This is a genomic window from Photorhabdus sp. CRCIA-P01, assembly GCF_003545805.1.
Taxonomy (GTDB): Bacteria; Pseudomonadota; Gammaproteobacteria; order Enterobacterales; family Enterobacteriaceae; genus Photorhabdus; species Photorhabdus antumapuensis.
The window spans coordinates 122,903-148,433 of sequence record NZ_NMQR01000002.1; the positions used below are offsets into that span (position 1 = coordinate 122,903).

Genomic DNA, 25,531 nt, shown 5'->3' on the forward strand with positions numbered 1-25,531 from the left:
TTTAAAACTCAAACTGATAGAGCAAATCCAATGTCTGATCAATACCAGACACCGCTTCCAGATACAATCTAGGCATTAACCTATAACGTAAGGTTAATGTTGCCAGTGAATCAAATATACCAACACCATACTTAACTTGCAGATCTTTTGTAATCTTTCCGCTAACAACTACCTGTGATTTATCACCAACTCCCTGAGTATCCAGTGCCAAGTCGGAAACACCAAATATTTCACCGATCTTACCCACCAACTGACCACTCTGTGCAATCCCCAAACCTATTAATATTGCCGTCATCTGTGAGTTGTCCGAGTTACTACTCTCTAATCCTTCACCACGCAACAAGTAAGAAAGCGCTTCTTGTTGTGATTTAGCAGGTTCTGAGAAAATTTCTACTTTTGGCTGATCCGCCAAACCGGTCACCCTTACCCCTGCAATAACCCGCCCATCGGTAGAATCTGGATTACGGATAGCCTCAATGTTAAGCAATGGCTGATCAGGTGGGCCTGAGAACATAATCAGCCCTTTGCGAACGATCAGATCCTGCCCATAAGTATGGAAACGACCATCAAGAATATCAACTTGACCATTCAAACCTAAACCTTGTTTATCTTGAACAACCATCAGATCGCCTTTAAGTTGTGCTTTAAGACCGAAAGCACTAAGACGAACATCATCTCCTATATGAATCGTCAAGTTACTTTGAATCGGGATAGACGCTTTTTTCTGTTGTAATGGCTGAAGATTCTCATTCAATATAACTTCATCCGATGAAGCCTCAACTGTCGATTCTGGTAGCTCCTTCACGGTAATACGCGCCCAAGGAATACCAACGCTACCATCCAATTTCAGCAACTGAGGAGAAGCCTCAAACACCAGAGCAGGGCTAACATCAATTTTCACCATTGGTGGAAAAACTACTCTTAACTTGTCACCGTTAGCCGTTACTCTTGCATGCCATGCATCCACATTACGCCAGTCCGCGTCACCATTTAGGTTAAGCTGCCCCTTCGGCGTTTTAATAACACCATCGAGAACGGAACGTATTCCATCAAAACTCACACCAATTTGCCCTTGAGTAATATCAAATGGGATCCAATGACCCGAAGCTTGCAGTGCACTCAAGTCTAACCGGCCAAACAATAATGGATTTTTGGCATTTCCTCCCAGACGCAGGTTAGCATGCAAATGACCATCAGCCTTATCACCTTTCCCAAGAATCGGCTTGATTAACGCCAGTGAAATATCCTGAATATCTACATTGCCCGATAGATTACGACGCCCTGCAAGATCAGCAATCTGTACGTCACCGTCAAACTGACCATTTCCCATAATCTTAAACAGCCAATTCAGCTTTGCTGTGCCATTATTCAAGCCTGCATTGAGTGTCAGGGTCTGGAAATCTACTGGTAATGCAGTGCCATCAACCATCTGCTTAACATGCACCCCATCACCACGCAGATTAACGTTGGCCTGAGGCAATCCATTTTCCGCGCTCCATTTAACGTCGGCATTGCCACTGAATACACCTTTCAAATGTGTTTCAGGCCCCAGCAATGGCTGAATCATAGCAAGGTCCAAACGTTCAAGCACAATGGACGCGCTACCACTGGCGCCAGCTTCAATGGATTTAGGTACGCAGAGCTGCGCATGTGGATTCAGCCAACAATGAGGGCCCACAGTGACTTTCTGCTGCTGATTAAGATAATCAAGAGTTATCGCTTTAGTTAAACGCCATTCTCCAACCGGGGTGTCAAAACGGGTATTGTTAATGCTACCTTTCCATCGCTGTTGCTTACGATCAAAACTACCATTCAGTGCAAGTTGACCAGCAATCGGCTCGCCATCAATCCTTAATTGCAAGTCGTGCTGTTTCTCATTGCCCTTGGCATCCAACGTAAAATTACGGACAATCAAATCCGCTTGTTTCAACTCACTGACTTTAACAGCAAGATTCCCTTGGATCTGTTCAGCAGAACGTACATCCCCTTTCACATTCACTCGATCAATGCGCAAATCCTGCCATTTCAACCCATTAGCATTAAGATCAGCCAAAAGCCGAGGCGTTTGCACATTACCACGTAATTTCAACGTTCCATTCACGACACCGCCAAGCCCCGGTAATATGCCATCCAGCTTCGGTGCACGGATATCGCCATCCAGTTTCCACTGTTTGGATAACTGTCCCTGGAGATTCATTTTATTACGCCCTAAAGCCAGCTCGAATTGAGGAATATTCCACTGACCAGCAGCATTACCAGAAATCTTACCTTTGGCTTTTACTAAGTTCTGTTTTACGTTACCGTCCAGCGCAATTTCCGGGATCTGAAGCTGCCAACTACCACCGTGTAAACTACCACGGGTCACTATTTTGCCCTCTATTTTGGCTGGCCATTCCGGCCACTGTTTAGCAGTATTAATCCCGGAGAGTGTCAACACCGCATTCCAACTTACCGCCTTACTCCAATCTGCTACACCTACCAGTTCACTCTTTCCCTGCAAAGCAGACAGGCGCAAGCGGGTCAACTTAAACTGTTCTTCATTACCTTTGGCATCTAATACAAGTAATGCTGGCGGGACTTCACTACCATTAATACCGGAACGCAATGACAAATCATAACCACTAGCCTTACCATTAAGACGCATTTTTACATTATCAAGCTGATATTCTGGCTTCCCCGTTAAAGGCCAACTCAGTTGCTGGCTTTCAAGCATCATCCGTACTGGTAAACCTACCTTAGCCAGCTCCGCTTGAGCATCAAGTTTAGCACTGACAGGACCAGACAAATTCAGCCCTAAGCTGAGTTGCTCCAGTAAAGCGCCATTAAGCGTTACATTAACCTTTTGCCCCAGGATCTCTTGTCGACTTAGCTCACCTTTTATGACCAGTTTTATTGGCCATTGCTGTGCCAGAGTCGCGGAACCATTAATGGCGAGAGAACCTTCCGGCATTTTAACATCCAATTTATTGAGCTGAATCTGCTGCCCCTGATTGCTAAGTTGCAGCAAAAACTCATTGATTGTGATATTGGTATCACCAGTCAGCCGTAATTGCTTGCCACTGATCCCTGCAATAGTCATATCCAGTGGAATAGGCACTTCTGGTAATGTTGCCAATAGCGGCTGAGAGAACAATTTTTTCAGAATCTCTCCCAACGATTTTTCCGGTTCAGCCCCTCGTTTCGCTTTCCCCTCTGCTTCCGCTATTTTCAGCCGTTCAGAGAGAGTTTTTGGCAGCCCCACCAGCAATCCATTAATTTTTGTTGGCTTAAGCGTTAATGATTTTTGCTGCCAGTGAGCAGCGGTCCTAAATTCATCAAGGGCAAATACCGTATCATTTACAGTGACAGTGATATCTTTAACGGATAGCAAATCAAGTGAGACGGGATATGGCGTCCTCAATTCAGTTAAAGGTTCTGACTTTGGCGATGGTTCTCCCGCAGGGGACAATTGTTTAGTATTAATCGCAACTTTTACGCCTTCCGTTGTCAATGCATTAACACATAATTGACTATTTTTCAGACAGGAAAGACGCAGTGAAAGGTGGAGTTGATTCACATTGACATTAACACCGGGCATTTGGTATTTAACGCCTTTCAGGGTCAAATCACGCCAACCGCCGCTGACACTGGCTATATCCAACCCCGGTACCCAACGGGCAGCACTGTTAATCATAAAATGCAGGCCAGATTGCGTTCCTACCAACCCGGCAACAGCAAGAACCAACAAAGTCACTATCAGCAGAAAAGCAATACTGACCTTTTTAATCCATCTCATAATTCAGATCCTAACCCGATGTAAAACTGGATGTTACGGGATTCTGAATCCCCTATTGGTCTGGCAAGGTCAAACTTAATGGGCCCGACAGGAGAGGCCCAACGCACACCAACACCTACGCCGGTTTTAAAATTGCTCTTTCTAACGTCATTAATGGCTTCGCCGGTATCAACAAAAACAGCACTCCACCAATTACCTGTTACGTTATATTGGTACTCAAGCGAACCCACAATCAGTGCGGATGCACCGGTCAATTTTCCTTTATCGTCTTTAGGAGAGATTTTCTGATATCTGTAACCACGAACACTGTGATCACCACCAGCGAAAAAACGTAAGTCGGGTGGAACCTTCTCGAATGCATTGGTTTCTATCCAACCCAAATTACCCCGAGCAACAAAACGGTGATTATCCCAATAAGTTCTGATCCAAACGTTTTGCGCCTGTAACACCAAGAAATCAACATCAGAACCCCAAAGGGTATCGGAGATATCAATAGAATAGCGCTGGCTATCGCCCCAATAAGGCATTGTCCCCCCACGCTGGCGGATACGGCTAACATTTGCTCCTGGGTACAATAACATTGCCGTATTGGTGACATTAGCCTGAGTAAAGTGGCTGAGACTCCAACGCATATTGATCCCATACTGCCAACCCGTGGAAAGATCCCAATTACGGGAAAGATTTACTGTCGCGGTATCTGATACGGTATCGTTGATATCTTTACGCTTATAACCCGTCTGCAATGCGTAATATTGCTCTAACGGATTCACCTTCAGCGGCATTTTATAGGTAGCATCAACGACCTGTTCAGGTGCAGAAAGGTTGATGCTGGTGCTAAGGCTGTGTCCACGGGAATTAAGCCACGGTTTTGTCCATTTAGCCTTTACCCGTGGCCCTACATCAGATCCATAACCTCCACCCAGTTCAACATAGTTTTTGGAACGTGGTGTTAAGACCGCTTCAAGAGGAAGCATTCCGTCACCATTTTTTCTAGCGGTATTAAAATCTGGTGAGACTACTGCTGAATTAAACCAGCCAGTTTCCGCCAGCCGCCGATTCAATTCGGCCAATTGTTCAGAGGCATAAAAATCCCCTTCTTTGAATGGAACCAGATGATTCAGATAATCTTCGCGGATCTGTGAACCACGATAACGTATCTGACCAAAGTGATAACGCTCACCGCTATTAAAAGCCAAGTCCCAAAATGCCTCATGTCGCTCTTTGGCAACCCCCAATTGGCTCTTTTTCATAACAGCATCAAAATAACCTTTCCTAATAGCGAGCCCGGTCAGAGAACCTTTAAGGTCTTCATATTCATCATGATTAAGAATCGTTCCTTTCTTTGGGCTTTTGCTTTTTACCAGTTTGGCATAATCTCCATCTTTCTTAGCCCCACCTTCCAAAACAACATTAACATCGGCAATTCTCACAGGTTCGCCTGCGGTAACTTTTGCCGTTAATACCGAGCGAGCGGGCGGTTTATTTTCCTGATAGGTAAATTCGATAATGGGTTCATAATAACCAAGTGGACGCAAGCCTTCACGAATCGCTTTATCTACACGAGAGCGGAAACGGCCATCTGGCGCAACTTCATCAGTGCTGATAGTGGAGAGATGAATTCGGGCATTTTTTTCTAAACTGCCTGTTAATCCTGCTATTTTCAGACGAAGATTAGCACTATGAGCAATGGGAGCTGCGATAGACACACAAAGAAAGCATAAAAAGGGGTATCTCGACACGCGGACTCCTAACCTGATCGTAATAATTTAATTATAATAAAATTTATCTTGAGTAACGTTTATAATATATACAATCTATTAGTATCTGAAAACTTAATAATTACGGGAGTGAATTGTGCCAACTTCAGCTAATAAAATCCTATCTATTGAGCCTCAAAGCGCATTACCAGGCAGAACCGAGCCACTTAAGGTTTCACCTAATCATGCTGTTACCGATCATGTGATAGAACCTGTTCCAGAAAATATGGAAGTTGCCTATTTTGGCATGGGATGCTTCTGGGGCGTAGAACGCCTATTCTGGCAACACCCCGATATCTACACCACCTCCGCAGGTTATAGTGGCGGTACAACAGAGAATCCAACTTACGAAGAAGTTTGTAGCGGCCTGACCGGACATGCTGAGGTTGTTAGAATTGTTTACGATCCAGCAAAAAACAGCTACGAAAACTTATTAAAACTTTTCTGGGAAAACCACGATCCAGCTCAAGGGATGCGCCAAGGCGGGGATATTGGCTCTCAGTATCGCTCCGCGATTTATACCGTGTCACCTCAGCAACATGAACTGGCATTAGCCAGCCGTGAACGTTTCCAAACAGCAATGCGACAACAAGGGGATAGCCGCCCTATTACAACGGAGATCACAGAAGCGGGGCCATTCTATTTCGCTGAAGACTATCATCAACAGTATCTATTTAAAAATCCTGAGGGGTATTGCGGACTAGGCGGTATTGGTGTTTGCCTACCACAAATGAACAAAAACTAGTCGTTATATTTTATTAATGTTATAATTACTACGCTAATCAATAGCTTTCCAAGTGTTTGTTGTCACTTTTTATTTTATATGATTTTTATTGTTTCCTCCGGTGCTTTTCTAATGACAATCTACCCTACCACCGGAGGTAAAACACGGATTCCTTATGCTAAATAGTCTTTTAATAGTATTTCTATTGTGCGCGATAAGCGCCTTTTTTTCGTTATCTGAAATCTCTCTTGCTGCTTCCAGGCGAATCAAACTCAAACTGATGGTAGATGAAGGTAATGTCAACGCAGCCCATGTCCTCAAATTACAAGAAACGCCGGGAATGTTTTTTACCGTGGTGCAAATCGGCCTAAATACAGTGGCAATTTTGGCAGGTGTTGTCGGTGAATCCGCATTTTCTCCTTCATTGAAAACGTTTTTCATGAAATTTATGCGCCCCGAATGGGCAGACCAGTTGGGCTTTATCTGCTCTTTTGCCATTGTGACCAGTATATTCATTCTGCTCGCTGACTTGACACCAAAACGTATCGGCATGATTAAGCCTGAAGCTGTCGCAGTGAAAATCGTTAACCCAATGCGCTTCTGTCTGACAGTTTGCCGCCCATTAGTTTGGCTATTTAATGGCCTGTCTGATCTTATCTTTAAGCTCTTTAAAATTCCGACAGCACGTAATGAAGACATCACATCTGATGATATTTTTGCGGTTGTGGAAGCCGGTGCTGTTGCTGGTGTGCTGCGTAAACAAGAGCATGAACTGATAGAAAACGTGTTCGAGCTCGAATCCCGCACAGTGCCTTCTGCCATGACCTCAAGAGAAAGTATCATTTACTTCAATAAGGATGAAAGTGAGGAAAGTATCAAACAACGGGTTTCTAGCCAGCCACATTCCAAATACCTAATATGTGATGGAGATATTGATCACGTCATCGGTTATGTGGATTCCAAAGATCTGCTTAACCGTGTCCTAAGTGGTCAAAACCTAAGCTTCAATAAAGGTGTCCAAATCCGCAACGCGCTGATCATTCCAGATACCTTGACACTTTCAGATGCGCTGGAAAGTTTTAAAGCGGCAGGTGAAGATTTCGCTATTATCCTGAATGAATATGCACTGGTAATGGGTGTGATTACCCTTAATGATGTTATGACCACACTGATGGGTGATTTAGTCGACCAAGGACAAGAAGAGCAGATCATCATCCGTGACGAAAACTCATGGTTAGTAGAAGGAGGAACACCTATTGATGATGTACAGCGTGTACTGGATATTGATGATTTTCCTGATTCAAGTAACTATGAAACCATTGCAGGTTTCATGATGTTTCGGTTACGTAAAATTCCAAAGCGTACTGATTCAGTCAAGTTTGCTGGTTACAAATTTGAAGTTGTCGATATTGATAACTACAAAATCGATCAGCTATTAGTTACAAAAATCACTGATACTCTCACCACGACGCCAACGCAAAACCTGCCTATCAGTGATGATAAATAAAAACGGCCTCTTCTTGAGCTAAGGCCGTTTAGTATTCTCGTGTTAAGCGCCACTTATTGTTATTTTGTGGCGCAGATTACATAAGTATGCAACCATGCAACCCGATTCTTTTTCGTTATCTATCCTATTTCGGACTGCAAACGTAGCACTTGCTGATTGACTTCGCTCATTACACTAAAATGGCGCTTATCTCTCACCTTCGGCAGTAAAATTTTGCCGCAGTCGAATTCAAAAGCCCCCATATCTTTAATGTATAAACGTCCACGGAATAAAGTTTTAACGTAGAGAGCAATTTTCAGTGGGTTATATCGGTGAAAAATTTTCATCTCTGCTTTTTTCCTCCTAAATACTTCTTACGGTTACGTTTGGTGAACCAACTCCACACACCATACCGTTATGTAGAATAATAGACTGAATTTATCCGATTTTGTTCCCTCCATTTTTAGTTTTATGCACTGACTTTACATAAAATGACAGATATTTAGATATACATAACTATGTAACTTTATCTCTTACTTAATGTTAAAAATTTGATCTTCTTTAAAGAGATAAATCAGTTAATACCCGCTATGCTAGAGATCCATGTATTGTCACATTAACCTACAAAGGAAAAATTATGATAAAGAACTTTATGCTATATGCTGCGCTACTTTGTTCTCCTGCTCTGGCATTCGCTCACAACATCACTCTGGAACAACAGGTTCCTGCGATCAGTGTTTCTGATAAAGGTGAGCTGTTACTCAACAATAACAAGTTTAGCTACCAAAATTGGGATAGTGGAAAACTGATTGGCAAAGTGAGAGTCATACAACATATTGCAGGTCGTAGTGCAGCTAAAGAGATGAATGCTCCACTGATAGAAGAAATAAAACGCGCTGATTTTTCAAAAGAAAAATACCAAACAACCACCATCATCAATGTCAATGATGCCATATTTGGCACTGGGCCATTTGTCCGCAGCAGTATTGAAGATAGCAAAAGAGAGTTTCCGTGGTCTCAGTTTATCGCTGACAGCAACGGTGTGGTCAAAAAAGCTTGGCAGTTGGAAGCTAAAAATTCCGCCATTATTGTCCTGGACAAAAATGGCGTAGCGAAGTTTACCAAAGAAGGTGCGCTAAACGGTAGTGAAATCAAGCAGGTCATTGAATTAGTTCGTAAGGAACTACAGTAAAAACATCCGTGGTGATAACGACTTGCAGGTATGTTTTCGTTGGCCCTTATCACCACAATTCCGCTGAAAAACAGCCATGCTCAAAAGAACCATAATTAAAAAATCGTTACTCTAAATCCCGGATTCAGGAATGATTCACGAGGCGTATAATCTAGCGTCTGACCTTTCCAGTTCGTCACGTGAGCACCAGCAGCAATGGCTATAGCGTGACCCGCCGCAGTATCCCAGATATGAGTGGGTCCAAAACGAGGATAAAGTTGCGCTTTTCCTTCAGCCACCAGACAGAACTTCAGTGAAGACCCCACAGAAACCGTCTGATGTTCACCTAACTGATTGAGATAATCTTCTAATTCTGTATCCATATGAGAGCGGCTAACAACGACCATTGGTGGATTAGCATCACGAATCTTAATCGGCAAGCATTGACCTCCACAGGCTTTTTTCCATGCCTGCCGACCTTGCCCGGAATAAAGCGTATCCTGCACAGGAGCATATATCACTCCCATCACGGGAACGCCCTCATCAATCAAAGCGATATTAACCGTAAATTCACCATTACGATTAATAAATTCCTTGGTACCATCCAGAGGATCAACTAACCAATAGCGCTTCCAATCACGCCTCTCTTCCCAAGTAGGAAGCTCTTCTTCCGACAACAGTGGAATTTCCGGAGCGATACGGGATAATCCGGCTTTAATTATTTTATGAGCCACAATATCAGCCATAGTAACCGGTGAATCATCTTGCTTATGATCAACTTTCAGGGGATGTTCATCCTGATAAATTGTCATAATAGCCGCACCAGCTTCCTGAGCCAGTTGGCAGATTTGTTCTAGCATCACACACCTCTGCGGTTAGTCATCTGTTATCATTTTAGACTATATTACCAATTGATCTTTTTATTGGAACGGTAAGAATTTTATTACCATTCCTAAAATAAAAACAGCCGGATATACCTGCTCAAATTATTGACAATCTGATGCAATCATTATGATCTTCATTAAAAACTTTACATTAATACCCGCGACTTCGTTGTAAACCCTGACACACCGCAAGCGCCACTAAAGACAACATAGCCGCTATCAGTAACGCCATAGCTTCCGAGATATGGATGACAGAATCCCCGCTGTGTTGCGTCAGCAATGAAAAAAAAGCGACTCCTGCGGCAAACCCGGTTTGACGCAACGTGCTAGTGAGGGCTGCCGCCAGTCCTGAGTTTTCAGAAGCAACATTGTCCATCACCAACCTTGCCATTAATGGATTAAGTACTGCCGCCCCCGTACCTAACAGTAACAATCCAATCGCTAATAACCAGATATTCCCATCAGCAATCGGACTGAAGATACCCGCGAGCAACACCAGTCCAGCCGTTAACATCAGGAATCCTGCGGTAGCCTGAAAGTTGAAACGTTCGGCAATCCTCAATAAAGGTACCAAGGTTAATGGCAGAGAAAGTAACAGCATGGTCATAGCCAGATACAACGCATCAAAACCCAACTTCACGGCGAAATATTGCGGCAGCACCACAAATAGGCTCCAGTAGGCGATAGAGAAAATAATCGGCAGAACCAATGAGATAAGAAAGGTACCATTTTTCAGCTCAGGCAAACGTGTGAAGCTACGTGCAGAAAAATGATGACACAACCAAATGCTTGCACTCCCCAAGATAAGCAGCGTTGCCTTGACAATTGTGCCATTTTGGCCCGGAAGCACTTGCTCGAGGTATTGATACATGGTGACCAACAGCAGAATCACCGTCACCGGTAAGGTGCTAAACAACGAAACACGGCTTAACGCCCCATTGGCAGACAAGGTGCTACCTTTTCTTTTCAACATCAAGAATATAACCAGGCCCCCCAAGGGAAGGTTAAGCAACAATATCCATGACCAGTCTAGCATCCTGATTATCAAGCCCCCCAGAGGTGGCCCCAAAGAAAAACTCAGCCCAAGTATCATTGACCAAATTTTAAAAGCCTGTGATCGGTTACTACTTCCCACTGGAAACAGGAGATTCAACAACGCCATCGCAGCCGTATTCAAAAAGGCAGCAGCAATTCCTTGCATTAAACGAACAAAGATAAAGCTGCTAAGAGAGACACAACTAACGGAAATATAAGAAGCAACAACGAACACCAATAGGGCAGAAATCAGTGTCTTCATGGCTCCCAGACGATCAGTAATTATTCCGGCAGGTAATAAGAAAGCGGCAAAACCCGCTGTATAAGAAATACTAAGCCATGCTCCTTCTTTAACACCGAAACCAAGTTCAGTCGCAATCACCGGGATAGCAACCCCTAAGCCTGTGGTATCAAAACCAATCATGAAAGTAACGATCATGATGGCAATAAATAGGGCTCTGTATTTCATATCTTGATTAGAAGAATTCATATAGTCCTATGCTTAAGAGGATGAATATAGCCATGCTTTTCCATACATAATTAATGTTTCAGACAACAATAATTCAGAGATCATTATTATCTGAAACACCTGACAATATCGTATTAATTTACCTAAGCAAGAATTGAACCTTCAAGATATTTGACCACATTGCGATCAATCAGGCATTCGCACTGTTCATCCATCACACCAAGCGCCGTTATCCACATTTCCTCCATACGTGCCCTTGCCATCTCAGGGCCTTTCTCATGCGCCAATAGTGCTAGCATGTAAGTTGTGCCAGAGACCGTATAACCAGCCATTTTGATTCGGGAGCACTTCTGTGATAGCTCAAGAGGAGATGCATTCATTTCCGCCAGGCTTTTGGCAACAAAGGCGTTTTTCTGGGCCATATTCTTAACATCAGGAGAATTCAAAAATTGTTTGCGGGCAGTTTCATTCTCAATCAGGTAACGTAATGAGCTCATCAGATGGAAACTTTCCATCGGTTTAATCACCGAGACATCGGTACCATGCCAAATATCGAGTAGTGCCCACAGATCCATCTCTTTAACATTACCTGGCATAATTTTCTGGCCAGTATTATGGCCTACAGTATCCAAATAAACATAGGCAGTGCTGGTCTCACTATTTTGGGAGAACGAATAAACTTTCGTATAATCCCCTGCCTCACTAATCCCCTTTTTCGTCAACATCACTTCCTCAGGTAAACGCCCCAACGTAACCACTCCATGAATATGATTGCACGAAAGGATGAAACCCACTTTTTCCAGCAGATTATGAGTCTGTTTCGTATCAAAATTACCGTCATTATCCCGCACACCCCATTGCCCATCTTCCGTTAATGCCAGACCAAAAGGATCGACAATCATCTTTACTGGCACGGAACCAATCGAAGCCAATATATTTTTCAGGGTTTCTTCAAATAATATTAAACCTGCCTCAATATTATTATTTCTATTTGCCGACGAGATAAATCTCAGAGAAATATATTCTACTCCGAGTGTATTAGCGTGAATTATTCGGTCAGCAGCGCTGCGCCAACCATAAGCAAAATAGCCAGGTATCCCCTTTGTTGGCTTACGTTCGCTTTCTCCTAGATCAATACTCACATCAATAGCCTGTGCCATTCTTTTCGGAGAAATTCGGTAAAGACTTTCAGAATTAATACGGCGAGAAAAATAGGGTATTAATGATGATATTTCAATTGCATTCACTGCCATTTCCTTTATATCAAGATAATATTCCTGGCTTATTAATCCACCAGACCTTTCATAATTGTTGATGCAATGTGAAGTACCCACACTATTATTCAATATATTTAATAAATCAATATTATCTTTATAATAAAAACAAACAAAATACTATTTATTTGTCACTAACGTTATTAAAAAAATAAAAGATGCTCGAAAGACTGAAACTCAAACAAGTGGTAACAAGCGAAAGGAGACGGTGAAACCTAACCTTGCCAATGCGAAACGGCATTATGAACACGGTTAAGATTAGAAAGAACCCAAATGCTGGTGGCAATGGCACATAATACCTAGGAAGATAGCGTTACCGATAGCATTCCTGCCTATTTTTCAGATAAATGGCAAAAGCTAGCGGGCCAAAGACCCTATTTAAAGAAATAACTAGGAAACTGAGGGAAAGCCAGTTCATCGGCAACATACTAGCTGAAATTTTCGATGGTTTGAAAACACCCCATTTTTTAAATGGGTTTTTCAGTAGTCTGAGACGGATATACCGGCTATTTTTAATCCTACTTTTATACCCGTTATCTTTCAAGTTGCCTCTTTGTTGGCTGCACTCACTCACCCCGGTCACATCGTTATCTATGCTCCCAGGGATTCGCTCCCTTGCCGTCGCGATGCATCTTGAAATCCATTGGGTATAGATAAAACTTACAGAATATCCAACAATTCCACCTCGAAAATCAAAGTGCTATATGGAGGAATCGATGCACCAGCACCACGCTCGCCATAAGCCAAATTATAAGGGATATAAAGTTCCCATTTAGAACCGACAGGCATCAACGTCAATGCTTCAATCCATCCAGCAATCACCCCATTCACAGGAAATTCAGCAGGTTCGCCACGCTGTACTGAGCTGTCAAACACGGTGCCATCAATCAGACGACCCGTATAATGAACACGCACGTGGTCAGTATGGGCAGGAATTGCACCATCACCCTGTTTTAGTACAGAGAACTGTAAACCAGATTCTGTCGTGCTTATACCGTCACGCTGAGCGTTTTCCACCAGAAACTTCTGACCCTCTTCTGCCATAGCTTGCTGACGTTCAAGACGCACACCATCTGCACGTTCGTGCATTTCACGTAAGGCACGATGCAATATATCGACCGGCACCGCTGGAGAATGATTTTCCAGCGCATCGCATAACCCCGCTAACAGTGCTTCAGGTTCCAGACCTTGCAGGCCAGACTCCAGTAATTGCTGACCAACTTGCAAGCCAACCCCATAACTTGCTTGTGCTTCGATAGAGTCAAAAGAAAGTTTTGCCATGAAAATACCTGTGATCAAATTAAATTAGACCTCTAAGCATAACAGCGCTATGCAGCAGGGTAAACCGAAGATGTCACCAGGAAAATACATGTCGCCCAAATATATAGGCGCTAATAATCGATATAATCTAAGTAGCATATTCATTTCTTAAAGGTTACAATATAAACATTCAATTTTTAAAAATTTTTACTTATAATTGATTATATGAATAAAATATTTTTTATATAAAATTAATTTTATTGCAAATATTATATAATGAGGAAAATCTTATGAATACATCATTTAATGAGATTTTATCAGAAATAAAAAAGTCCAAAACCATGCCTGAATTAGAAAAGAGGCTGTTAAACGCGATAAACTATCTGGGTTTTGAATTCTACTCAATTTATCAGGAAGAAAAATATCCATTCACGACAAAAAAATATGTTCTAATAACCAACCTAAATATAGAAACTGCAAGCAATTATAATCAAGATAATAATCATGACAGCGATCAATTAATGAATGGTGATTACACTTTCTCTATCCCGTCAGTTTGTAATGATAAAATATCAAAAAACGCTGACTTTATGATTGAAAAATCAAATTTAAATAAAAATGAAGTTAAAAATAGTCTTTCAATCAAAATTAAAGGTTATCATGGAGAAAGGTCAATTTTTTCAGTTGCCAGAAAAGAAGGCGCTATTTCCCACAATGAAATACTTAATAAAGCAGGAGTATTAGGCATATTGGCAAATGAATGCATAAAAACATTTAATAACCTAAAAAATAAAAAGGATAAAATCATTGTTCCAACACTCTCTACCAGAGAAGTTGAAGTCATAAGATGGACTTGTGAAGGAAAAACTTCTGCTGAAATAGCCGACATACTGGATATTTCAACAAGAACAGTTAATTTCCACATTAACAATGTTATGGAGAAATTAGTGGTTCCTAATAAAGTTGCAGCAGTTGCTAAAGCAATAGCATATAATCTAATTATCTAATAATTAGAGCCAAAATAAGGCTCTAACCATACGAAATTATAAAATATAATTAGACAATATACCCTTCCATGCATCATTAATTTCATTCATCAGGGATTCACATTTGACGTGCTCATCATTAATATGCACACAAACGTAACCACAGAAATCATTATTGCTTTTTGGTGTTTCGTAAACCAGTGAACTCTTATCTAAATTAATTTTTATTGCAATAATTTCGTAACATAATTTACTCAAAACATTATCAACAGATGCTAATAATACTTCATTAACTTCTGTTTTATCGAATTTATCATTAATCTTTCCATCTTTACCCGCCAGCAAATTAATCAAAAAGGCTCTTCCCTTCGCTTCAGGCAATATCATTCGATCACTAAATCCTTTGACTAAATGGTCAACCCAAATTTCCTGCAAGCTTATACCATATACCCGGTTAGCCATATCCCAAATACGCATACCCGCTGGTCTACGATTAGTTTCAACCAGAAAAGTTTCTCCCGTTTTACTATCTTGCTTAATCTCATTATGGAATGCGCCAAGAGTCTGCCCTGAAATCAAATTCATTGCCTGCCCTGCTTTATGTAGTGCAACCGTATTTCTGCTATCACATTGCGCCGGAACTATTTGCCCTATTTCAACAGGATATTCCCCTTTCTGGGAAACTTTTTGCGTTAAAAATGCCATACAACCAATACCATCATACGAATATTCTGTATCGAAAATAATAAGTTCTTCTGCAAGAGTTTGATTACCACCAGATTGCTCAACAGATTGAGCAAAAGCCATTGGGATTTTACTTCTATCTTTAACTGCTACCACGCCGACATTTGCCCGACCACAATTAGGCTTAATAATCACACCATACGGAACAGCGTCATAAAACTCTTCCAGTTCTTTAATCTCATTAATGAAAGTATATCGAGGCGTCTTAACATGTTGTGCCGCAAGTAACGGTAATATCCGAGTTTCTTGTTGACGGAATTGATACTTCTCAATACCTGCGAAACTTAATTCAGGATCATCACCATAAACGTTTAATTTCTTCGCGAGAACAGCAGCATACCCAGATACCGCATCCATAAAAGGAAGAATACCAGCACATGTCATATTAAGTTCAGCAAGAACTGCCATCACACTATCAACATAATTTTCTGTTCGTACAGGAATATGATAGACAAATGGTGTGATATCTTTTTCCTCACCGGACAACATATCGCTAATAATCACCAACTCAAGGGAGTAATTATATCGAATATAGTCACGAATATTAACAATTTCACTCAGCCTTGCCGGAAGATAATCAAGCACTAACAAATATTTTTTCGAACTCATATTTCCTCCATTATTGACTATTACGCAGATTAAATTTAAGCGAACGATAAGGATTAATAATGATAAACATCAATAAAACAAATGCAGAGAATATCAGATAAATACTATTGTAAGAAAAATAGTTCAGCAAATTAGCACAAATGAAACTGGTTAAAGGTGTCGCTAACTGATTCAAAACCAGCACCACACCAAGATACTGAGAAAAACGCTGCTTCGGAATAAGACTTGCTCGATAAGAGCGGGAAAAAAGATTAAAACAACCTTCCGAGCCAATAACCAGTAAGAAACCTAATGTGTAAACCACAAATAACGGCCCAGTAGCAAATAGTGTCAGGCCACATAACGCAATCAGAAAAGCCGTTACACCAACGATACGCACATCAAAAATCCGACACAATTTTGGCGCAATAAAAAAAACACAACAATTCACCAGCCCCGCATAAGCCAAAAGCTTAGCATAACTCCCTTCCGGTTGTGAAAAAACGCTAGTGATAACATAAACTGCCGTTGACAAAATAGCACCTTGCATCACATTCATCAGGAATGTCAGACTAATGACGCGTAACAAAGGTGGGTTTTCCATCAGGAACTTAAAAATGGCCGGCAGATTATACCCTTCTCCATTAACGCGTTCTTCAATCCGGTTTTTCCTTTGTAGCTGAAACCATATCAAACTACTAATCAGGAAAGGAAAAAACGCAAATGCAAATACCGCATAAACACTGAATTTATAAACCAGCACGCCGACAACCGCCGGGGCTGCAATATAGGTAAACTGTTCAACAAATTGTAAGCGAGAGTTAACAGAAGGTAATTCTATTGCACTCATGTTTTTAGAGATAAAACCTTCAAGGTTGACATATCCCGCTCCACTAAAAAAGGATAAAACACATGAGAGAGGAATAATGATATATACGATATTATTATCAGAGTATATAAATGAAAGAATAAAAAGAAATAAGCAAACTAATGATCGAAGAATATCACTCAGGAATAACATAACCAGAGTATGCATCCTGTCCCCCATCCAACCAGAAATGGGGAGAGAAATCACTCTGAATAGCCGTTCAAGCCCAAAAGCAAAAGATGAAAGTGAGGCGCTATTAGTTGAGGTATATACTAATACAGGCACAGCGAACATAACAAATGCCTCTGAAAAAACAGAAAAAAAACGAGCCAGTATGATCCTATGTATCATTAATATTACCTCAACCTTATTATCTATCCCATTAGACTATTTTATTTATCAATTTGAAACTGAGCAATGCCCAAATTGACTTTATCAATTACACCTACTGGGATAGACGTTTACTATGCAATAATTAATGAATCGATTTAATCAAATAATTCCCCAAAACTAAATAATCAATATTAGTTTTCATGAAAGTTTTAATAGCATCTTCCGGTGAACAAACAATCGGTTCGCTATCATTATAAGAAGTGTTCAGCAACAAAGGCACACCGGTTTTCCGATAAAATGCCTCAATCAACTGGGCATAATCTGGATTTGACGCACTATCTACCACCTGAACTCTGGCAGTACCATCTTCATGAACCACTGCCGGAATTTTCGATGCTTTATCCACTTTAGCATCCATCGCTAACAACATATATTTTGCAGCTTCCGGTAATTCTTTTCGAACGTGGAACCAATCAGCAACGTGTTGACGCAATACACTCGGCGCAAATGGCCTAAACATTTCACGATGTTTAACTTTACGATTCATTAAATCGCGAATATCTTTATTTCTTGGATCGGCCAACAAACTACGATTACCTAATGCCCGCGGCCCAAATTCCATCCTCCCCTGGAACCAGCCAACGACATTATTTTCAGCCAGCAAGTCTGCGACAACTTCATGAATATTCTCTTCATATGTCCAGTCCAAACCATGGGCCTTCAAACTACGCTGGTAATCATCTTCACTATATTCCAGACCCCAATAGGTATGAGTCAGAGGATAGCGTTGATTATTTTCAAGAATATGATGCCAAATAAATAGCGCGGCACCTGTGGCAGTCCCGGCATCATGTGCAGCAGGCTGAACAAAGATATCTTCGATATCCAACTCTTCATATAATCGTTTATTCGTTATGCAATTCAATGCGACGCCACCCGCAAGGCAGAGTTTATTCGTTGCTGTTTCCTGCAAATAATGATGAGCCATATTTAACACTATTTCATCAGTTATTTGCTGGAGAGAAGCAGCAATATCATAATATTCCCGCGCAACCTCTCCACCAGGGACTCTTTTCACAATACCAAACAAAGATTCTAATTTAGAAAAGTCTTGGCTGCGGAAATTGAGAATGGTGTTATCGATAGTAAACTCACCTTTCTCATAGATTTTGACGAATTGCTGGAACGCCGGCATAAAACCTTCAGGCTTACCATAAGCAGACATTCCCATCACCTTACAGGCATCGTATACAGAGAAGCCCAGGAATTCTGCCAATTTCTCCCACATAAAACCGATTGAATTTGGGTATTCAATGGTTTTAATTTTTTTCAGACTATTACCATCGCCCAGATATACCCCTGCGGTATTATCCTCTCCCACACCATCAAGTGATAAGGTTAACGCTTTATCAAATGGCGAAACAAAATAAGCAGATGCCGCATGAGCTGTGTGATGAGGAACCCAATGAAATTGACCACGGAATCCCATTGATTGCAAAATCTCTGGTACTGAAGTGGTCTTGCGATAAAAGATGGACTCACCCGATACACTTCCCCAATTTCCCTCACTGGTGAGTTCATCAATAAAGACTGATTTTCTTCGTTCTATCGGATCAATAGAAAACCCGATATGACTCACATCTTCCAAGCGAATACCCGCAAAGTCTAATGCAACTTCAATGGAAGCCAATGGCAGTTCATCAGGATTATCAATATTTGCTGGTTTTCCGTGTTTTCTTCTATTTAGGCGCTCTTCTTCAATGGCAAAAATAGTTTCTCCATCTTTTAATAAGCAAACTGCTGACTCATGGTAAACTGAATTTATACCTAAAATATACATGACTTATTATCCTCCCATTATATACTCGTTATCTTTCAAGCTGCCTCTTTGTTGGCTGCACTCACTCACCCCGGTCACATAGTTATCTATGCTCCCGGGGATTCGCTCCCTTGCCGTCGCGATGCAACTTGAAATCCATAGGGTATAATTATTTGATTTTTAATACTAAGCAGCGCAGACTACCACCACTCTTTAAGAATTCACTCATATCGCATTTAATGACATTATAACCATAATTATTTAATTGACGTTCAACCTCTATAGAACAATCATGCATGAGAATATCTTTACCTATTGGGATATTATTACAGACAAATAATTCCTTAGCATCATGTTCTGATATTGAAATCCGGCGTTCAAATGTTTCAACAATATAACTCTGACTCTCTTTAGTAAATGCTTCTGGATAGTAAATAACCGTATCTTTGTCAATAAATGAGAATGCCAGAGCCACATGAAAGAAAGTCTTATCCTGAATATGTAGTCCACCTTTAATTTTAAGTTCTGGATAGACTTTCTGAATGGTATTTATTGCTTCTTTATCTGAGCGAGGTCCATAACCAAATATGATGTCATTATCCCAATAGATAACATCTCCAAGCCCTTCAAAATAGATACCTTCATCAACACGATGTATCTCAAAACCTAGATTTTCCAAATAATCGATATAGTACTGGCTTTCCCCCTGGCGTTCAGCGTGCCGGAAATTACTAGCAAGGAATTTATTATTATGCACCATGCCACAATCACCTGAGAAAGTCATATCAGGCAAACCATTAACAGGATCGATAGTGCGAATAGTGATGCCACGTTCAGTCAACCGTTCATAAAGAAAATCCCATTGTTGCCGTGCTAATTCTTTATTGACTCTATTATTAGGATCCATCCAATCATTAATAACGTATTCAATATCATAAAAATCCGGTTTACACATTAATAATTCTTTAATCATAACTTTTGCCTCATCTTAGATTTAGCACTTTGCTTAGTATGGATATTAAATATTTTTGCAAATCCCTCTGCATCGTTTTGACTATATAAATGCCCACAATTATATATTGCTAAATTATCATCATAGATAGTCGTCTTTGAAATACGGGAACAAACATTGGCATATTTATAGCCTAATTCAAGCTTAATCTCACCATTGACATGTTGATTCATGCTATCAATAAAGTGGTTTAAATGAGTTAATAAGGGATCATACCAAAGCCCAGAATAAACTAATTCAACCCATTTTTTATCAATTATCTCTTTAAACCAATTTTCGTGACGATTACTACAATAACATTCTAAATCACGATGTGCGGTAATTAAGATATGTGCAGCAGGTGATTGATAAATTGCGCGTGTTTTCAAACCGACAATGCCATCTTCAACAATATCAAAAATACCAATTGATAGTTTTTTACCAATCTCATTTAATATTTCAATAATTTCATATAATGATTTCTTTTCGCCGTCAATCGATATCGGTATACCATTCTCAAAACCTAATGACAAAAATATTGGCTCAGTGGCTGATAGTGCATGCTCAAATAATTTCTCTCTGGCATCTTCAGGAATTAATGTTTCCGGTTCTGCCAACGGGCCACATTCGACACTTAATCCCCATATATTTTCACTAGTAGAATAAGGGTTATTACAACCAAATTCTTGGGGAATACCATACTTCATAGCATAACTATTTACGATATTTTCGTCATATTTAAAATCTCTCAACGAAGCAATAGGTATTTTATTCAGAATTTCTATATTCATATCCATTCTGACTTGATCATTACCTCTGAATTGATGGGCAATATAATCAATATTGAGCTCATTAGCTACTTCAACTGCCGCCTCAGCAATCGCAGGCCGGGAAAGTGCAGCACTGAGAAAATAACCATTTTGATAAATAGCATTCGCTTTTATCGCTTTTGTAAGGAAGTGTTCAGCATATTGCGTTCGATAATCTTTATAGATAAATTTATCAGCACCTGCAACCATGCATTCCAATTCAATATCTTCAATGTCTCTTACCTGCCCTTCATCAATATAAAGAGCAATTACCTCTCTATATTCAGATTTAAGACTTCTTATGATAAGAGGATTATAGAGGCGATTATAGTAAATCACCAAAATACGATCAGAACTCATTTAATACACACCCCATGTTTATAATAATTTCTTCTAGTTGAGGTTCTATTTTACTTTCCTCAACTAATTCTGAGAAATTATTTTCAAATAACCAAGTATCATTATAAATTGTGTCGATATAACGTTCTCCACTATCAGGAATAATGACAACAATATTATCTCCAGGTTTAAAATCATCCAAGTGATTTAATGCTGCGCTTACCGCACAACCTCCCGTTCCACCAATTAAAATACCTTCATTTCTGGCTAACTTTCTTGCTACTCGGAATGCATCAATATCCGCAACCTTCAAGGTAATATCGATGTTGGTACAATCCAGAATAGAAGGTATAAACGTCAATCCCGCGCCTTGTACCAAATATTTTCCTGGTTCCCCACCGAAAATAATTGACCCCACAGGTTCAACACCATAAATTCGCACCTGTGGATTTTTCTCTTTCAAATAATGGGAAATTCCAGTAAGTGTTCCACAACTGCCTGCCGTCGCAAAACAAGCCGTCAAATTATTGCCAAAGATTTCATACAACTCACGCCCCGTGGAACGATAATGCTCATCAGGATTAACCTGATTTTCAAATTGCATAGGGCTAAACGCATTCGGATAAGCTTTTATAATCTCTTTAGTTAAATCAATGCGATATTTGACAGTATCCGTTCCCGCTTCAAATTCTGGCAGGAAAATAATTTCCGCCCCAAATGCTTTTATTTTATCGCGTTTCGCTGCCGGCACCATGCGATCCAAAACTGCAATAAATCGATAACCTTTAACAGCACACGCCATTGCCAGACCAATTGCCGTATTACCCGATGATGGCTCAATCACCACCATTCCCGGTCTTAATTCTCCCTGAGCCTCAGCCGTTTCCAACATAGCAACTGCAATACGATCTTTAATACTCCCACTGGGGTTAATATTCTCCATTTTGAGAAAAACATTAATACCTTTAGTATATCTACCATTCAACATAACTACTGGAGTATTACCTATAGTTTGTAATATGTTTTTACCAAGATTCATACCAGCTTTATCCCTTATGTCTGGGTTAATATGAAGAATATATAATGATGACAAGGTATTTTTATTAACAAATAAATAAATAAATCAATTCAACATATAATATACCTATTAATTTATCAATGAAACCATTCACTTTATTAATAACTATGGAGAATAAACTCATGCCTATTAACAATAAGAGCATTCATTTGTGTTTTCACACAAGGGTTAATTAACAAAAATTATAATCATAAAATTACACTTAAAAGTCTACTGTCAACTCTGACAGTTATGTCAATAAAATCCCATATAAATTTTTGACATTATTAAATATTCTTATATGAAATCATATAAAATAAATTATCATTATAAAGAAAAATAACCGTGACTATATAAAAATATTAGATAAAAATTCCCACATCACAACAGAATTAACAATACCGATATTATCTAATAATAAAGAATACGAATCCGATTATTTATAGATAATAATCTAATAATGAATAATATTTTCAATATAAAAAACGAAAAATCAATAATAATAAAAACCAACCAAAAGACAATATTACAGAAGAACAGACAAGAGAAACCACAATTCTATAAACGACAAATAAGATAGTAAATATAAAATAAATCAGATTAATGCTCAGTTACTGGGAATTACCGGCAAAAACCTTATAGACGACCAAGAGAATAGTAAGTTGAGGCAATAAAAAACGCTGGAATTGCCAGCGTTTTTTACTTGTTAGCATCAGTTAATCAGAGATTAAGCTTCAGCAACAATGTTAACGTTCAATTTAGCGAATACATCGCTGTGTACCTGGAAGTTAACTTCGTGTTCACCAGTAGTACGCAGAACACCGTTAGGCAGACGAACTTCACTTTTAGATACTTCAACACCTGCGGCAGTCACTGCATCAGCAATATCGCGAGTACCGATAGAACCGAACAGTTTACCTTCGTCACCCGCTTTAGAAGCGATAGTAACGGAACCCAGTGCGCTGATTTTCTCAGCACGAGCTTGCGCTGCTGTCAGAACGTCAGCCAGTTTGGCTTCCAGTTCAGCACGGCGAGCTTCGAAGAATTCGATGTTTTTCTTAGTCGCAGGAACAGCTTTGCCCTGTGGTACTAAGTAGTTACGGGCATAACCCGGTTTAACGTTAACTTGATCACCCAGGCTACCCAGGTTTGCTACTTTATCAAGCAGAATAATTTGCATTACCTTATCCTCTCAGAGTCGTTAATGGACTGTGCCAATTACTGATGACGATCAGTGTAAGGCAACAAAGACAGGTAGCGCGCGCGCTTGATAGCACGAGCGAGCTGACGCTGGTATTTTGCACGGGTGCCAGTAATACGGCTTGGTACAATTTTACCGCTCTCGGTGATGTAGTTTTTCAGCGTAGCGATGTCTTTATAATCAATCTCTTGAACACCTTCCGCGGTGAAACGGCAGAACTTGCGACGACGGAAATAACGTGCCATTTGGCTAGTCTCCAGAATCTATCAATTCAATCTGCTCGGCATGAAGAACCAGTTTATTAAGACCATTGCGACCTTGATGGCAACTAATGAATCCTGAAACGGTTAATCGACTGCCGACCGTTATACTGTGAGTTAAAACTTGTAACAATTGTCCGCTGGCAATAACGGGCATTCTGCACCATGCTTGCCTGCTCAGACCGGCTTCCTGCTGCTGTGAGCGATGCTCAAGCACGAACTGGCAATGAGGAATGCCGGCAGGACTGACTTTTCGAATGGGGGCTTTGCACACTGTGCCAGAAAGCACCAAACGATTAGTTGTCACAGTTATTACTCTTCAGAATCCCCAGCTTCTTCAGCATCAACGCCGGCGTCTTCCATAGAGTAATCGCGGCCGCGACGCTCATCTTTGGCTTTAACCATTGGAGATGCTTCAGTTACCGCGTGCTTAACGCGCATAATCATGCTGCGGATAACGGCATCGTTGAAGCGGAAGTTAGTTTCCAGCTCATCAATCGCTTCCTGCGGCGCTTCAACGTTCAGCAGAACGTAATGAGCTTTGTGCAGTTTGTTGATTGGATAAGCCAGTTGACGGCGGCCCCAGTCTTCCAGACGGTGAATCTGACCTTGCGCGTTAGTGATAGTCGCACTGTAACGCTCGATCATGCCCGGAACCTGTTCGCTTTGGTCAGGATGGACCATAAAAACGATTTCGTAATGACGCATTAGAATTGCTCCTTACGGATTATTCAGCCTCCTGTCAGGGTCAACCGCGGCCCGTGGAGGCAAGGAACTTGTTTAAGTGCGGCTGAAAAATTGACGCGTAACTATACCCGCCCCACATAAAAAACTCAAGGAGCGGGTAACGCTTTATGTTATGGGTTACTGCGAACTCCGCTGACGCACGGCTTCAAACAGGCAAATACCCGTTGCAACAGACACGTTCAGGGATGAAACCGAACCCGCCATTGGAATACTAATCAATTCATCACAGTGTTCACGGGTCAGACGACGCATACCTTCCCCTTCAGCCCCCATCACCAACGCCATAGGGCCGGTTAGTTTGCTCTGATGTAGCGTATGGTCGGCCTCTCCTGCTGTACCCACCACCCAAATATTGTGTTCCTGCAACAAACGCAAAGTACGCGCGAGGTTGGTGACACGAACAAGCGGTACATTCTCCGCGGCTCCACATGCAACTTTCTTCGCAGTGGCATTAAGCTGGGCGGAACGGTCACGGGGCACAATAACAGCATGTACACCTGCTGCATCCGCACTGCGCAGGCAAGCCCCCAGATTATGTGGATCTGTCACACCATCAAGCACTAGCAAGAAAGGGATTTCCATTTGTGCCAGCAAATCTGGCAGGTCATTTTCCTGATACTGACGCCCTGGCTTCACCTTAGCAATAATCCCTTGATGCACAGCACCTTCCGTTTGATTATCCAGCCACTGACGATTTGCCAGTTGGATCGCCATGCCGAAACTTTCCAGCTCATTAATCAGCGGGGTCAGACGGCGGTCTTCGCGCCCTTTCAGTACATAAACTTCCATAAAACGTTGAGGATCACGCTCCAGTAAAGCTTTAACGGCATGAATACCGTAGATAATTTCACTCATAATCTTCTTATTTTCACTGTCATACAGCACTGACGTACCTGAACCTATCCATCAAGCTCAATGTATTCAAGAGACTAAAATATTCAGGCTATCCTAAAG

22 protein-coding genes are annotated in these 25,531 nt (G+C 40.9%); 4 read left to right on the forward strand and 18 right to left on the reverse strand.

All coding sequences use genetic code 11. The features are described 5' to 3' along the window. Nucleotide 1: 1 nt before the first annotated feature. Complete coding sequence (gene tamB / locus D3222_RS02005; protein WP_118984619.1) at nt 2-3,775, reverse strand: autotransporter assembly complex protein TamB; 3,774 nt, start codon at nt 3,773-3,775, stop codon at nt 2-4. Continuing rightward, a complete protein-coding gene (gene tamA / locus D3222_RS02010) occupies nt 3,772-5,514 on the reverse strand; it encodes an autotransporter assembly complex protein TamA (RefSeq protein WP_118984620.1) in 1,743 nt (580 codons plus the stop codon). The genes tamB and tamA overlap by 4 nt, the downstream gene beginning before the upstream one ends. A 115-nt stretch (nt 5,515-5,629) precedes the next feature. On the opposite strand from tamA, the gene msrA reads away from it, so the two are divergent. Further along, nucleotides 5,630-6,277, forward strand: coding sequence for a peptide-methionine (S)-S-oxide reductase MsrA (gene msrA / locus D3222_RS02015; protein WP_118984621.1), 648 nt, complete (start codon nt 5,630-5,632; stop codon nt 6,275-6,277). Nucleotides 6,278-6,431: 154 nt separating this feature from the next. Next, nucleotides 6,432-7,763: a hemolysin family protein gene (locus D3222_RS02020; protein ID WP_118984622.1), complete on the forward strand. Its 1,332-nt coding sequence runs from the start codon at nt 6,432-6,434 to the stop codon at nt 7,761-7,763. 119 nt (nt 7,764-7,882) lie between these two features. Here D3222_RS02020 and D3222_RS02025 read toward each other — a convergent pair whose 3' ends face one another. Continuing rightward, a complete protein-coding gene (locus D3222_RS02025) occupies nt 7,883-8,089 on the reverse strand; it encodes a DUF1107 domain-containing protein (protein WP_118984623.1) in 207 nt (68 codons plus the stop codon). Nucleotides 8,090-8,379: 290 nt separating this feature from the next. Here D3222_RS02025 and D3222_RS02030 point away from each other — a divergent pair, with 290 nt between their 5' ends. Further along, complete coding sequence (locus D3222_RS02030; protein ID WP_118984624.1) at nt 8,380-8,934, forward strand: YtfJ family protein; 555 nt, start codon at nt 8,380-8,382, stop codon at nt 8,932-8,934. 95 nt (nt 8,935-9,029) lie between these two features. Here D3222_RS02030 and cysQ read toward each other — a convergent pair whose 3' ends face one another. The 4 genes from cysQ to D3222_RS02050 form a co-directional block, all read right to left on the reverse strand. Then, complete coding sequence (cysQ, locus tag D3222_RS02035) at nt 9,030-9,773, reverse strand: 3'(2'),5'-bisphosphate nucleotidase CysQ (protein WP_011148635.1); 744 nt, start codon at nt 9,771-9,773, stop codon at nt 9,030-9,032. A gap of 175 nt (nt 9,774-9,948) precedes the next feature. Then, nucleotides 9,949-11,322 carry an MFS transporter gene (locus D3222_RS02040; RefSeq protein ID WP_118984625.1) on the reverse strand — a complete coding sequence of 458 codons (1,374 nt, stop codon included), beginning with the start codon at nt 11,320-11,322 and terminating at the stop codon, nt 9,949-9,951. Nucleotides 11,323-11,444: 122 nt separating this feature from the next. After that, nucleotides 11,445-12,548: a hypothetical protein gene (locus tag D3222_RS02045; protein WP_157975272.1), complete on the reverse strand. Its 1,104-nt coding sequence runs from the start codon at nt 12,546-12,548 to the stop codon at nt 11,445-11,447. A gap of 687 nt (nt 12,549-13,235) precedes the next feature. Beyond that, the gene (locus D3222_RS02050) at nt 13,236-13,856 is read right to left on the reverse strand and encodes a peptidylprolyl isomerase (RefSeq protein ID WP_118984627.1); all 621 of its coding nucleotides are present in this window, start codon (nt 13,854-13,856) and stop codon (nt 13,236-13,238) included. Between the two features lie 269 nt (nt 13,857-14,125). On the opposite strand from D3222_RS02050, the gene D3222_RS02055 reads away from it, so the two are divergent. Next, nucleotides 14,126-14,842 (forward strand): helix-turn-helix transcriptional regulator, encoded by a 717-nt coding sequence (locus tag D3222_RS02055; RefSeq protein WP_118984628.1) that lies wholly within the window; start codon nt 14,126-14,128, stop codon nt 14,840-14,842. Nucleotides 14,843-14,878: 36 nt separating this feature from the next. On the opposite strand, the gene D3222_RS02060 is transcribed toward D3222_RS02055, so the two are convergent. From D3222_RS02060 to rlmB, 11 genes are all read right to left on the reverse strand, one after another. Then, nucleotides 14,879-16,174, reverse strand: a complete 1,296-nt coding sequence (locus D3222_RS02060; protein ID WP_118984629.1) for an ATP-grasp domain-containing protein — start codon at nt 16,172-16,174, stop codon at nt 14,879-14,881. Nucleotides 16,175-16,184: 10 nt separating this feature from the next. Further along, the gene (locus D3222_RS02065; protein ID WP_118984630.1) at nt 16,185-17,372 is read right to left on the reverse strand and encodes an MFS transporter; all 1,188 of its coding nucleotides are present in this window, start codon (nt 17,370-17,372) and stop codon (nt 16,185-16,187) included. A gap of 124 nt (nt 17,373-17,496) precedes the next feature. Beyond that, nucleotides 17,497-19,194, reverse strand: a complete 1,698-nt coding sequence (locus tag D3222_RS02070) for a carbamoyltransferase family protein (protein ID WP_118984631.1) — start codon at nt 19,192-19,194, stop codon at nt 17,497-17,499. 148 nt (nt 19,195-19,342) lie between these two features. Next, nucleotides 19,343-20,146, reverse strand: coding sequence for a dimethylarginine dimethylaminohydrolase family protein (locus D3222_RS02075; protein ID WP_118984632.1), 804 nt, complete (start codon nt 20,144-20,146; stop codon nt 19,343-19,345). Continuing rightward, complete coding sequence (argG, locus tag D3222_RS02080) at nt 20,143-21,333, reverse strand: argininosuccinate synthase (RefSeq protein ID WP_118984633.1); 1,191 nt, start codon at nt 21,331-21,333, stop codon at nt 20,143-20,145. Before argG ends, D3222_RS02075 begins: the two co-directional genes overlap by 4 nt. Further along, the gene (locus tag D3222_RS02085) at nt 21,323-22,351 is read right to left on the reverse strand and encodes a PLP-dependent cysteine synthase family protein (protein ID WP_118984634.1); all 1,029 of its coding nucleotides are present in this window, start codon (nt 22,349-22,351) and stop codon (nt 21,323-21,325) included. The genes argG and D3222_RS02085 overlap by 11 nt, the downstream gene beginning before the upstream one ends. A gap of 745 nt (nt 22,352-23,096) precedes the next feature. Continuing rightward, complete coding sequence (gene rplI / locus D3222_RS02090; protein WP_118984635.1) at nt 23,097-23,549, reverse strand: 50S ribosomal protein L9; 453 nt, start codon at nt 23,547-23,549, stop codon at nt 23,097-23,099. A gap of 38 nt (nt 23,550-23,587) precedes the next feature. Beyond that, a complete protein-coding gene (gene rpsR / locus D3222_RS02095; protein WP_000135199.1) occupies nt 23,588-23,815 on the reverse strand; it encodes a 30S ribosomal protein S18 in 228 nt (75 codons plus the stop codon). 4 nt (nt 23,816-23,819) lie between these two features. Further along, on the reverse strand, nt 23,820-24,137 hold the full coding sequence (gene priB, locus D3222_RS02100) for a primosomal replication protein N (RefSeq protein WP_021322928.1): 318 nt from the start codon (nt 24,135-24,137) through the stop codon (nt 23,820-23,822). A gap of 5 nt (nt 24,138-24,142) precedes the next feature. After that, nucleotides 24,143-24,538 (reverse strand): 30S ribosomal protein S6, encoded by a 396-nt coding sequence (gene rpsF, locus D3222_RS02105; protein ID WP_118984636.1) that lies wholly within the window; start codon nt 24,536-24,538, stop codon nt 24,143-24,145. A 156-nt stretch (nt 24,539-24,694) separates the two neighbouring features. Beyond that, nucleotides 24,695-25,432, reverse strand: a complete 738-nt coding sequence (gene rlmB, locus D3222_RS02110; RefSeq protein WP_118984720.1) for a 23S rRNA (guanosine(2251)-2'-O)-methyltransferase RlmB — start codon at nt 25,430-25,432, stop codon at nt 24,695-24,697. Nucleotides 25,433-25,531: the final 99 nt, after the last annotated feature.

Coding starts and splice junctions, on each gene's coding strand:
- tamB (WP_118984619.1), bottom strand. CDS start 3,775: ATGAGATGGATTAAAAAGGTCAGTATTGCTTTTCTGCTGATAGTGACT.
- D3222_RS02020 (WP_118984622.1), top strand. CDS start 6,432: ATGCTAAATAGTCTTTTAATAGTATTTCTATTGTGCGCGATAAGCGCC.
- D3222_RS02025 (WP_118984623.1), bottom strand. CDS start 8,089: ATGAAAATTTTTCACCGATATAACCCACTGAAAATTGCTCTCTACGTT.
- D3222_RS02030 (WP_118984624.1), top strand. CDS start 8,380: ATGATAAAGAACTTTATGCTATATGCTGCGCTACTTTGTTCTCCTGCT.
- cysQ (WP_011148635.1), bottom strand. CDS start 9,773: ATGCTAGAACAAATCTGCCAACTGGCTCAGGAAGCTGGTGCGGCTATT.
- D3222_RS02040 (WP_118984625.1), bottom strand. CDS start 11,322: ATGAATTCTTCTAATCAAGATATGAAATACAGAGCCCTATTTATTGCC.
- D3222_RS02050 (WP_118984627.1), bottom strand. CDS start 13,856: ATGGCAAAACTTTCTTTTGACTCTATCGAAGCACAAGCAAGTTATGGG.
- D3222_RS02055 (WP_118984628.1), top strand. CDS start 14,126: ATGAATACATCATTTAATGAGATTTTATCAGAAATAAAAAAGTCCAAA.
- D3222_RS02060 (WP_118984629.1), bottom strand. CDS start 16,174: ATGAGTTCGAAAAAATATTTGTTAGTGCTTGATTATCTTCCGGCAAGG.
- D3222_RS02065 (WP_118984630.1), bottom strand. CDS start 17,372: ATGATACATAGGATCATACTGGCTCGTTTTTTTTCTGTTTTTTCAGAG.
- D3222_RS02070 (WP_118984631.1), bottom strand. CDS start 19,194: ATGTATATTTTAGGTATAAATTCAGTTTACCATGAGTCAGCAGTTTGC.
- D3222_RS02075 (WP_118984632.1), bottom strand. CDS start 20,146: ATGATTAAAGAATTATTAATGTGTAAACCGGATTTTTATGATATTGAA.
- argG (WP_118984633.1), bottom strand. CDS start 21,333: ATGAGTTCTGATCGTATTTTGGTGATTTACTATAATCGCCTCTATAAT.
- D3222_RS02085 (WP_118984634.1), bottom strand. CDS start 22,351: ATGAATCTTGGTAAAAACATATTACAAACTATAGGTAATACTCCAGTA.
- rplI (WP_118984635.1), bottom strand. CDS start 23,549: ATGCAAATTATTCTGCTTGATAAAGTAGCAAACCTGGGTAGCCTGGGT.
- rpsR (WP_000135199.1), bottom strand. CDS start 23,815: ATGGCACGTTATTTCCGTCGTCGCAAGTTCTGCCGTTTCACCGCGGAA.
- rpsF (WP_118984636.1), bottom strand. CDS start 24,538: ATGCGTCATTACGAAATCGTTTTTATGGTCCATCCTGACCAAAGCGAA.
- rlmB (WP_118984720.1), bottom strand. CDS start 25,432: ATGAGTGAAATTATCTACGGTATTCATGCCGTTAAAGCTTTACTGGAG.